Genomic DNA, 11,030 nt, shown 5'->3' on the forward strand with positions numbered 1-11,030 from the left:
GTCGCGGCGCAGGAAGTAGCCCTCGGCGAACTGCCGGTAGGAACCGGTGTCGAAGGCGGCGTCGGTGACCGGGTAGAACAGCACCTGCTGGAGCAACGGCACATCGCCGCGCTCCTTGGCGAGGAGCGTGACGGCGGCGGTCATGTTGCCGCCCACCGAGTCCCCGGCCACCGCCAGTCGCGCACCGTCCAGGCCCTGGCCGGCTCCGTCCGTGACGATCCAGCGGGCCACGGCGTAGTTCTGCTCGATGGCGACCGGGTAGCGGGCCTCGGGTGACAGGTCGTACTCGGGGAACACCACCGCCGCCCCGGCGCCCATGGCCAGCTCACGCACCAGACGGTCATGGGTGTGGGCGTTGCCGAACACCCAGCCCGCACCGTGGATGTACAGGATCACGGGCAGGGCTCCCGCAGCCCCCACGGGCCGGACCACCCGCACCCGGACGGTACCGGTGGGACCGCCCTGTACGGTCACCCACTCCTCGTCCACCTCCGGCTTGGCGATCTCACCGGACTGCACCTCGTCGACGGCCTTGCGGCCCTCCGCCGGCGGCAGGTCGAACAGGAACGGCGGATTGGCCGTCGCCGCCGCGAACTCCGCGGCGGCGGGCTCCAGCACCGGGGCCTGCGGGGCATAGCTCTCCGACATTTCCGTACTCCCTCGTGAGCAGCCGGACATATGCACGCCTACCGACCCTACGATCGGAATCCGCTGCCCGCGCGCAGGCGGCTGTGCCCGCCGGGCCGCGTGCGCACGGGCCGGACCCGGTGGAGCACGTGCGCACGGGCCGGACCCGGTGGAGCATGAGAGGTGATGACCGGATCCGTGTCCCTGATGAATGAGAGCCCGGCGGACCCGTTCTCGTTGGGCAGCGCCGTCTCTCTCTTGCTCGACGGCCGCGGCTGGGTGGTGGGCTGGAGCGAACGCGCGCGCGAGCTGCTGGGATACACCGAGGAGGAGGCTCTCGGCCGGTCTGCCGCGGACCTTCTCGTGGATCCGCGAGATCGTGATCTCGTACGGGACGCGGCGGCGGCCTGTGTGCGGGACGGCCGCTGGTTCGGTGGTCTGCCCGTACGGGACCACAAGGACCGGCGGGCCGCCTTCGGCATCCGCGTCCACCGTGTGATCCGCGCCGGGCGTGCCGACGAGTGGTACGTGGAGGGCGCGCCGGCGGAGGAGATCGCCCAGTGGGAGATCGACCGGTCGGTCCTCGAGGGGCTGTTCCGCCGGTCGCCGATCGGCCTCGCCGTCCACGACCCCTCCCTGGCGGTCCTGCGGATCAACCGTGCGCTTGCACGCATCGGGCGGATCACGGGCGAGCAGGCGCGGGGGCACCGCATCGGAGACTTCCTGATCCCTCCTGACGCGGAGACGATCGAGGGCAGGCTGCAGCAGGTGCTGGAGACCGGCAGGCCGATGATCTTCACCGAGCAGTCGTGCCGGCTGCGCAGCGACCCGGGGCGGGAGCGGTACGTCGCCGTGTCCGCGTTCCGTATGGAGGATTCCACCGGCCGGACGCTGGGGGTGACGCAACTGGTCGAGGACGTCACCGACCGGCACCGGGCCCGGCGCCGGCTGGCGATGCTCAACGAGGCGAGTGCCCGGATCGGGACCACGCTGGACGTGACGACGACCGCGTCGGAGCTGGTGGATGTCGCGGTCCCCGGGCTCGCCGACGTGGTGACGGTCGATCTTCTCGACGCTGTCGCCCTGGGTGAGGAGCTGTTCCCCGACGGCGCCGGTCCCCTCCGCAGAGCCGCGCTCAAGTCGGTCGCGCCGGCCCCGGAGCTGGTGATGTTCCCGGTGGGGACCCTGCGAACGTTCCCTCCGAACACACCGCAGGCCCGCTGTCTGATCACCCGTCGCCCTGTTCTGGTGGCCCGTCTCGATCCGGCGAACCCCGTGGCGGGCCTGGGCCTGGACCAGGTGCGGTCGGAACAGACGCGCAGGCTGGGAGTCCACTCCCTGATGGTCGTTCCGCTGACCGCCCGCGGGCTCGTGCTGGGGCTCGTCTGCCTGTGGCGGTACAAGGTGCCCGAGCCGTTCGAGGAAGACGATCTCACTCTGGCGAGTGAATTCGCCGCCCGTGCCGCGGTCTCCATCGACAATGCCCGCCGCTACACGCAGCAGCACCGCACCGCGCTGGCGCTGCAACGCCGTCTGCTGCCGCACTCGTTCCCGCGGCATCCGGCGGTTCGCGTCTCCCACCGGTATCTGCCGGCGGGCGGCGCCGCCGGAGTCGGCGGGGACTGGTTCGACGTGATACCGCTCTCGGGTGCCCGTGTCGCGCTGGTCGTCGGGGACGTCGTCGGTCATGGCATCAACGCCGCGGCGACGATGGGCCGGCTGCGTACCGCCGTACATACGCTGGCCGATCTCGATCTGGAACCCGACGAGGTGCTCTCGCACCTCGACGACCTGGTCACGCGGCTGGCCGGCGAACAGGAGTCGGGGGACGAGGGCTCGTCCGGCGATCAGGTGGTGGGCGCCACCTGCCTGTACGCCGTGTACGACCCGGTGTCCCGCCACTGCTCCCTGGCTCGCGCGGGGCATCCCCCTCCGGTGGTGGTGACACCCGACGGGGACGCGAGCCTCCCCGACCTCCCGGCCGGGCCGCCGCTGGGGCTGGGCGGACTGCCGTTCGAAGCCGCGGAGCTGGAGCTCGCCGAGCACAGCGTGATGGCCCTCTACACGAACGGGCTCATCGAGGGCGACGACCGTGACGTCGATGCCGGGCTGGACCGGCTCTGCGCGGCGCTCGCGGGACCGGCCAGGTCGCTGGAGGAGGCCTCGCAGGACGTGGTCGACGCGCTGCTGCCGGTCCGGCCCACCGACGATGTCGCCCTGCTCCTGGCCCGGACCCGGACCCTGGCGCCGGAGCAGGTCGCGTCCTGGGAGCTGCCCGCGGAGCCCACCGCACCGGCCCGTGCCCGGGGGCTGATCGAACGGCAGCTCACCGAGTGGGGACTGGACGAGATGATCTTCACGACGGAGCTGATCGTGAGCGAGCTCGTCACCAACGCCTACCGCTACGCCGGCGGGCCCGTGACCCTGCGCCTCATCAATCTGCACCGGCTGATCTGCGAGGTTTCCGATCCCAGTAGCACCTCCCCCCATCTGCGCCGCGCGCGCAGCACCGACGAGGGCGGCCGGGGACTGCTGCTCGTGGCCCAGCTGACGGCGCGCTGGGGCACGCGGCACGCGCGCGGAGGCAAGACCGTCTGGACCGAGCAGGAGCTGCCCATGCCCGCCGTCGGACGCCGGCCGGGCTGAGCGTGTGTGCCCGGCACCGCCGGCCGGGCCGGGCGTGCGTGCCGGCACCGCCGGCCGGGTCGTGCGGATGCGGGGCGGGAAGTGCGCGGATGCGGGGCAGGAGCTGCGCGGATCTGGGGGCGGGGGGACGATGGAGAGCGCCCAGGTTTCCGGCGGTGTGGGCGTGGCCTGGACGCGTACGCCGTCACGGCGGCGGGAGGAGCGGCTGCGGATGGGTGGCACCGAAGCGTTCTCCGGTGACCTGGTGCCGAACGCGGAGCTCGGGCCCGCTCCGCCGGGCGGGCTGCTCGACGTGCTCGGAATGGCGGCCGTGGTGCTCGACGCGGACGGGCGGATCGCACTGTGGAGCCGGCAGGCCGAGGAGCTGCTGGGATACGCCCCCGAGGAGGCGCTGGGCCAGTACGCGGTCCAGTTGCTGGTCGCCGAGGAGCACTTCGACCTCGTGCTCCAGCTGTTCGCCGACGTGATGGAGAGCGGCGAGAGCTGGGCAGGAGTCTTCCCCGTGCGGCACAAGGACGGCGGCATGCGGCGCCTTGAGATGCGCAACATGCGTCTGCAGGACGAGCACGGCGATTACTACGCCCTCGGCCTGGCCACCGACCAGGCGACGCTGCGCCAGGTGGAGCGGGACCTGGCGCTGTCCGTGCGGCTCGTGGACCAGTCCCCGATCGGCCTCGCCGTCCTGGACTCCGGTCTGCGCTTCATCACCGTCAACCCGGCGCTGGAGCGTGTCAGCGGCATCCCGGCGTCACGGCATGTGGGCCGGCGCGTGGGCGAGACCCTGCCGTTCGTGGACGCCGACAGGATCGAGGCCGCCATGCGCCGGGTCCTGGAGACGGGTACGCCGCTGGTGGACCGCCGGGTGCTCGGCCACCCGTCCGCCCGTAACACCGAGCGGGCCTGGTCCCTGTCCCTGTACCGGCTGGAGGATCCCGGCGGGCGGATTCTGGGGCTGGCGGCCTCGGTCGTGGATGTCACGGACCGGCACCAGGCGTCCCGGGAGGCGGAGCGTGCCAGGCACCGCCTCACCATGGTGGCGGATGCCTCGGTGCGTATCGGTACCACGCTGGACCTGTGGCAGACCGCCCGGGAACTGGCCGACGTCGCCGTACCCGAGCTCGCCGACGTCGCGGCGGTGGACGTGCTGGACTCCGCCGTGGAGGGCCGCCGTGAAACGGTGCCGGCGGGCGGTCCGGCGGTCTTCCGCGCCCTGGCCGTCGCCGCGGCCTATCCCACTCCCGCGGTCCGGGCGGCCGACCCTCCCGGCGAACTCGCCCACTACGACGCCGACCGGCTGGTCACCCGGTGTGTGCAGACCGGGGAGCCGGTCATCGTGCCCCAGGTGACCGAGGCGGATCTGCCGGGCATCGCGCGCGACGCCGACTCGGCCGGGCTACTGGGCGAGGCCGGTGTGCATTCCTATCTGGCCGTGCCGTTGACCGCCCGGGGTGAGGTGCTCGGCGTGCTGGATCTCAAGCGTTCCCGCAATCCTCTCCCCTTCGACTCCGACGACGTCCTGCTCGCCACCGAACTGGCGGCCCGGGCCGCGGTGTGCATCGACAACGCCCGCTGGTACCAGCAGCAGCGCAACGCCGCCCTCGCCCTCCAGCGCAGCCTGCTGCCCCGGCATCCGCCGTATCTGGCCGGCCTGGAAGTCGCCTCCCGCTACCAGCCGGCCGGGGCCGTCAGCGAGGTCGGCGGCGACTGGTTCGACGTCCTCCCGCTGAGCGGCGACAAGACGGCGCTGGTGGTGGGCGATGTCATGGGCAGCGGCATCAACGCTGCCACGGCGATGGGGCGACTGCGCACCGCCACCCAGACCCTGACCGCGCTCGGCCTGGACCCCGAGCGGGTGCTGCACCATCTCGATGTGATCACGGGCGGGCTGGAGCCCTACATCGCCACGTGTCTGTATGTGCTCTACGACCCCCACGAGGGGCAGTGCACCATTTCCACGGCCGGTCATCTGCCCCCGGTGCTGCTGCGGTCGGGCCGCCCGCCGCTGCTGCTCGATCTGCCCAGCGGGGTCCCGCTCGGCGTCGGCGGCGTCCCCTTCCGTTCCGTCACCATCGCCCTCTCCCCCGGCGACACGCTCGTGCTCTACACCGACGGGCTGGTGGAGACCCGGACCGACGACATCGACACCCGACTGAATGTGCTGCTCACCCTGCTTTCGGATCCGCCCGCCGGGCTGGAGGAGACCTGCGACCTGCTTCTCGACGCACTGCGCGGCGACACCTGGTGCGACGACGTGGCCCTGCTCATCGCCCGCGTCCGCGAGTGACAGCGGCGGGCGGCGCCTGCTGGACGGCGGTCGCCCGGCTGGTGGCTGCCGCCACCTGCGGCGGGTACGGGCTGCACGGCTGATGCCACGTGCGAGCGGCGCGCCGCCCCCGGGGGAACTGCGCGTCGCTCGCCCGGCACGGCCCGGCGGTGGTGGCGGCGGTGACGGTGGTGGCGGTGATGTCGTTCAGTTCGTGGACTTTCCGGTGAGATGCGCGAAGACGTCGTCGAGGGTGGGCCTGCGCAACGCGAAGTCGGCGACCCCGATGCCCGCGTCCCGGAGCGCGGCGGCCACTTCGGCGATGTCGCTCAGACCGTCGTCCATCTGGATGGCCAGACGGCCCCGTTCCGCGTCCACGGCGGGCTCGGTGGCGAGGACCGGCCTGAGGGTGGCCAGCGCCGCGCCCATGTCGGCCGGCGTCGCCACGGACAGTTCGAGCCAGTCACGGCCGACCTTGCGTTTCAGTTGGTCGGGGGTGCCGTCGGCGATCACCCGGCCGGAGTCGATGACCACGATCTGGTCGGCCAGGTGGTCGGCCTCTTCCAGGTACTGCGTCGTCAGCAGCACGGTCACACCGTCGTCGACGAGTTCCCGGACGAGATCCCACAGCGCCGTCCGGCTCACCGGATCGAGACCCGTCGTCGGCTCGTCGAGGAACAGCACCGGCGGCGAGGTGACGAGACAGCTGGCGAGATCCAGGCGCCGCCGCATGCCTCCGGAGTAGGTGCGTACGGCACGGTGCGCGACGCGCGACAGGTTGAAGCGCGCCAGCAGTTCGTCCGCGCGCCGCCGTGCGTTACGCCTGCCGAGGTGCAGCAGCGTCCCGAGGAGGACGAGGTTCTCCCGCCCGCTGAGGACCTCGTCCACGGCGGCGTACTGACCGGCGAGGCCGATCCGCCGCCGCACCTCGCGCGGCTGCCGGACGATGTCGAATCCGGCCACCTCCGCGTGGCCGCCGTCCGGCTCGACCAGTGTCGTCAGGATCTGCACGGTGGTCGTCTTTCCGGCGCCGTTCGGGCCGAGCAGACCGAGCACCGAGCCGGCCCGCACGCTCAGGTCGATCCCGGTGAGCGCTTCGACGCCCCGGTAGCGTTTGCACAGGCCTTCCGCGCGTATTGCCATGTCCACCGTGGTGCTCCCGGTCAGCGAACGGGATTCGCGGCGTGCTCCCGCAGACTGCGGGGGCGCATGTCCGTCCAGTGCTGCTCCACGTACGACAGTGCCTCGTCGCGGGAGCTCTCGCCCTGGGCCACGGTCCAGCCGGACGGCGGCTGCGTGAACGAGGGCCAGATGCAGTACTGGGACTCGTCGTTCACCAGCACGAGGAACGTACCGTCCTGGTCGTCGAAGGGGTTCGTCATGTCGTCACTCCCGATCTCTGGTCGCCACTACTGCTGGCTCTCTGGTCGCCACTGCTGCCCGTCGACTGTGGCATTGCTCGCTGACACCGTGCTGACGTGCGGTTCCCGCGTGGGAGGTCGCCGGCCCGACCCGTTCCGCGCAGGCGGTTCGGATCATGTGGCCGCGGTCCGGTAGCGGCGCAGGCTCAGCAGGACGGTGACCACGAAGACGACGCCGAGCGAGACGACGATCGCCAGGGACGCGTGCTCGCCGGGGAAGCCTCCACCGGTGGCCACCGGATTGCCCCACAGCCGCCGTAGCGCGGTGACCACGGCACTGACCGGATTCCACTCCGCAACCGGCCGCAGCCAGCCGGGCAGTCGGTCGACGGACTGGAAGGTGTTGGACAGGAAGGTGAACAGGACCGTGGCGAGCCCGGCGACGACGTTGATCGTCTCCAGATTGCGGGAGAACATCCCGAGCATCACGCCGACCCACAGCATCGTGTACATGAACACGGCGAGCACGGCGAAGCCCGCGAGTACGGAGAGCGCCCCGCCGTGCGGCCGCCAGCCGAACAGCAGCCCGAAGCCGGTGACCACGGCCAGACCGATCATTCCGACGATCAGGTCGCCGAGTGTGTGTCCGATCAGGACCGCGGACCGGGAAATCGGCAGGCTGCGGAATCTGTCGACGAGCCCGCCGCGCAGATCCATCGCGATGGCCACCGCCGTCGGGCCGATGCCGGCGAGCCCGACCTGCGCCGCCACACCGGCGAATATGTACTCCTGGTAGCTGCCCTGGCCGGAGATCGACAGTGAGCCCTGGAACAGGTAGCCGAGTACGACCAGGGAGACGAGCGGGTTCATCACGATGCCGATGAGCCGGCCCGGCGCCCTGCGCAGGCGCCGCAGCCTCCTGCCCGCCACGGCGAAGGACTCGACGAGCAGCGCCCCGGCCGCCGCGGGCTGCCGTGTGCCGGTGAGGGTCACCATGACCGACCGCCGTTCTGCTCGTCGTCGAGGCGGCTGAGCTCGGCCTCGACCAACCGCCCGACGGCGGCCTGTGGTTCGGGATGCATCAGGTACTCGTGGCCGCAGGCGATCCGGTGGACTCGCAGTTGGCCGTCCACATGCGGCTTCCACCGGCCGGTCTGGTCGGCGAGTTCGTCCGGTGTCCACTCCTCGGTCGCCGTGAACAGGTGCATGTCCCCGGTGAAGAGGCCCGCCTCGAACCGTTCCATCAGCCGGCCGTGGACCCGGGACATCCGGAGCAGGTTGAGCATCCCCCGCTCGCCGAGTTCGGCCAGCGGATGGTTCTCGCGCCGGAGCACATCGACGAGTTCGGCCGGTGTCACCCGGAGACCGGCGAACTCGGCCCGGCCGTGGCCGAGCGTCTCCATCGCGCGGAGCAGCAGCTCCTGGTCGTCCTGATCGTCGTCGTCCCGTCCCGTACGGCCGAGGTAGCCGTCCAGGTTGGCGAGGAAGTCGACCTGCTCCCCCGCCTCCTGCAACTGGACCGCGATCTCGTGGGCGAGCACTCCGCCGTACGACCAGCCGAGGAGACGGTACGGGCCGTTCGGCCGCAGCCGCCGGATCTCGCGGATGTAGTCGGCGGCGACCTCACGGATGTCGCCGGGCAGCGCGGCGGCACCGCTGATGGCCGGGGACTGAAGGCCGTACAGCGGGTAGCGCCGGTCGAGATGCCGGGCGAGACCGACGTACGGCAGGCTGAAGCCGAGCCCGCTGTGCACGAAGAACAGGGGGACCGCCTCACCGCTCGGCCGGATCGGCAGCACCGCGGCGAACGGGCCGAGGTCCGCCTCCGTGTCCGTCCCCGTGCCCGGCTGCTGCGGCTGTGCCCTGGTCGCCAGCTCGGCGACCGTCCGGTGCAGGACGACGTCCGCGACGGCCAGCCGCAGACCTGCCGCCTGCGCCCTGCTGACCAGCCTGACCGCGAGGAGGGAGTGTCCGCCCAGGTCGAAGAAGCTGTCGTCGATGCCGGTCCGCGACAGGCCCAGGACCTCCGCGAACAGTCCGCACAGGACTTCCTCGACCGGGTTGCGCGGCTCGCGGGAGGACACCACGGCCGCGAAGTCCGGTGCCGGCAGAGCCTTGCGGTCCACCTTTCCGCTCGGTGTCAGCGGCAGCGACTCCAGCACCATCACCGACGGCACCATGTACTCCGGCAGCCGCTCCGCGACGAACTCCCGTACCGCGAGGGGATCGACGTCGTCCCCGGCGGATGCGGGCATCACATAGCCCACCAGCGCCTGACCGCCCGGACCGTCGGCTCGCGCGGTCACCACGGCCTGGCCCACGGAAAGGTGCGCCGCCAGCGCCGCCTCGACCTCGCCGAGTTCGACCCGGAACCCACGGACCTTCACCTGCTCATCGGCCCGCCCGAGGAACACCAACTGCCCGTCGGCGGTCCACCGGACCACATCCCCGGTCCGGTACATCCGCTCCCCGGACCCGAACGGGCACGCCACGAACCGCGACGCCGTCAGCCCGGCCCGGCCCACATACCCACGCGCCAGACCCGCACCCGACAGATACAGGTCACCCGCCACACCCGGGGCCACCGGACGCAACCGCTCGTCCAGCACGAACACCCGCGTGTTCCGGATCGGGCGGCCCAGCGTCGGTGTCCCCTCGCCCGAGAGGACGGCGGCCGTCGACCAGATCGTGGTCTCGGTCGGGCCGTACAGGTTGGTCACCTCACGGGCGCGTGCGGCCAGGGCAGCGGCCAGAGCGGCCGACACCGCTTCGCCACCGACGAGGACGCGCAGCCCCCGCACCGCTTCGGGATCGCGGACCAGCAGTTCCTGCCACAGCGCCGGTGTCGCCTGCATGACCGTGACACCGGCCCGCTCGATGACATCGACCAGGGCGGCCGGATCGAGCACCACATCGCCCTTCCCGACCACGACGCCGGCTCCCGACAGCAGGGGTACGTAGACCTCCAGGGCCGCGATGTCGAAGGACCACGTGGTGACGGCCAGCAGCCGGTCGTCCGGCCGCAGCGAGAACCGCTCGCACATGGCCAGCAGGAAGTTCATCAGCGACCGGTGCTCGATCATGACGCCCTTGGGACGTCCCGTGGAGCCGGACGTGTAGAGCACGTACGCCGGGTGCCGGTCCAGGAGCGGAGCCGCCCGGTCGTGGTCGGCCAGGTCGGATTCCGCCTGGCCGGCCACGGCAGCGGCCACTTCGGCGTCGTCGAGGACCACTTGGCGTATGCCGGTGGCCGGCAGCGCCGCGGCGATGGCCGCGTCGGTCAGGAGCAGTACGGGATCGGCGTCGTCGAGAACGAACCGGATCCGGTCGGCCGGGTGGGCGGGGTCGACCGGCAGGTAGGCGGCGCCGCTCTTCAGTACGGCGAGCAGCGCGACGAGCATCTCCGCCGACCGCGGCAGGGACAGTGCCACCAGCCGTTCCGGCCCGGCGCCGAGCGCGACCAGGTACCGGGCGAGCCGGTTGGCCCGCGCGTTCAGCTCGGCGTAGGACAGCTCCGTGTCACCGGCGAGCACCGCGAGTGCGTCCGGGGTGCGCGCGGCACGCTCCTGGAACGTCTGTGTCAGGGTCTCGGCCGGCACCGGCCGATCGGTGTCGTTCCACTCCACGAGCACCTGGTGGCGCTCCGGTTCGGACAGCACCTCCAGCCGGCCCAGCGGCAGGTCGGGATCCTGCGCGGCCTGCTCCAGGACGCGCACCAGACGGGCCGCCAGCGACTGCGCGGTCGTCTCGTCGAACACGTCCGCGCTGTACTCCAGCACGCCGATGATGCCGGCCGGGGAGTCGTCGTCGGAGCGGTGTTCGGAGACGGTCAGGGACAGGTCGAACTTGGCCGTGTCGATCCCTACCGGCTCTGCGTCCGGCCGGATCCCGGGAAGGCTCAGCGTGGCCTGTGCGTTGTTCTGCAGCGCCAGCATCACCTGGAACAGCGGATTGCGTCCCATCGACCGCTGCGGGTCGAGTACCTCGACCAGCCGCTCGAAGGGCACGTCCTGGTTCTCGAAGGCCGCGAGCGCGGTTTCCCGTGCCCGTCCGAGGAGTTCGCGGAAGGTCGGATCGCCCGACACGTCCGTGCGCAGGACCAGCGTGTTCATGAAGCACCCCACCAGCTCGTG

Annotated in this window: 7 protein-coding genes; 2 read left to right on the forward strand and 5 right to left on the reverse strand. The window is 71.7% G+C overall.

What is annotated here, in order from left to right:
- Positions 1 to 648, reverse strand: a 648-nt coding sequence (locus ACWGI8_RS29890) for an alpha/beta hydrolase (RefSeq protein ID WP_453665590.1), incomplete at its 3' end; no start/stop codon positions are given.
- A gap of 165 nt (positions 649 to 813) precedes the next feature.
- Between ACWGI8_RS29890 and ACWGI8_RS29895 the strand changes: the two genes are divergently transcribed.
- Both ACWGI8_RS29895 and ACWGI8_RS29900 read left to right on the forward strand, forming a co-directional pair.
- Positions 814 to 3,273 carry a SpoIIE family protein phosphatase gene (locus ACWGI8_RS29895; RefSeq protein WP_453665592.1) on the forward strand — a complete coding sequence of 820 codons (2,460 nt, stop codon included), beginning with the start codon at positions 814 to 816 and terminating at the stop codon, positions 3,271 to 3,273.
- A gap of 211 nt (positions 3,274 to 3,484) precedes the next feature.
- Positions 3,485 to 5,557, forward strand: a complete 2,073-nt coding sequence (locus ACWGI8_RS29900; RefSeq protein WP_453665594.1) for a SpoIIE family protein phosphatase — start codon at positions 3,485 to 3,487, stop codon at positions 5,555 to 5,557.
- Between the two features lie 186 nt (positions 5,558 to 5,743).
- On the opposite strand, the gene ACWGI8_RS29905 is transcribed toward ACWGI8_RS29900, so the two are convergent.
- From ACWGI8_RS29905 to ACWGI8_RS29920, 4 genes are all read right to left on the reverse strand, one after another.
- Complete coding sequence (locus ACWGI8_RS29905; RefSeq protein WP_453665596.1) at positions 5,744 to 6,679, reverse strand: ATP-binding cassette domain-containing protein; 936 nt, start codon at positions 6,677 to 6,679, stop codon at positions 5,744 to 5,746.
- A 20-nt stretch (positions 6,680 to 6,699) separates the two neighbouring features.
- A complete protein-coding gene (locus ACWGI8_RS29910) occupies positions 6,700 to 6,918 on the reverse strand; it encodes an MbtH family protein (protein ID WP_453665598.1) in 219 nt (72 codons plus the stop codon).
- A gap of 153 nt (positions 6,919 to 7,071) precedes the next feature.
- Complete coding sequence (locus tag ACWGI8_RS29915; RefSeq protein ID WP_453665600.1) at positions 7,072 to 7,893, reverse strand: ABC transporter permease; 822 nt, start codon at positions 7,891 to 7,893, stop codon at positions 7,072 to 7,074.
- On the reverse strand, positions 7,887 to 11,021 hold the full coding sequence (locus ACWGI8_RS29920; protein WP_453665602.1) for a non-ribosomal peptide synthetase: 3,135 nt from the start codon (positions 11,019 to 11,021) through the stop codon (positions 7,887 to 7,889). Before ACWGI8_RS29920 ends, ACWGI8_RS29915 begins: the two co-directional genes overlap by 7 nt.
- Positions 11,022 to 11,030: the final 9 nt, after the last annotated feature.

Source organism: Streptomyces sp. NPDC054841 (assembly GCF_053611045.1).

Bases quoted from the DNA above. Each gene is read 5' to 3' on its own strand.
- ACWGI8_RS29895 (WP_453665592.1), top strand. From the start codon at position 814: ATGACCGGATCCGTGTCCCTGATGAATGAGAGCCCGGCGGACCCGTTC.
- ACWGI8_RS29900 (WP_453665594.1), top strand. From the start codon at position 3,485: ATGGGTGGCACCGAAGCGTTCTCCGGTGACCTGGTGCCGAACGCGGAG.
- ACWGI8_RS29905 (WP_453665596.1), bottom strand. From the start codon at position 6,679: ATGGCAATACGCGCGGAAGGCCTGTGCAAACGCTACCGGGGCGTCGAA.
- ACWGI8_RS29910 (WP_453665598.1), bottom strand. From the start codon at position 6,918: ATGACGAACCCCTTCGACGACCAGGACGGTACGTTCCTCGTGCTGGTG.
- ACWGI8_RS29915 (WP_453665600.1), bottom strand. From the start codon at position 7,893: ATGGTGACCCTCACCGGCACACGGCAGCCCGCGGCGGCCGGGGCGCTG.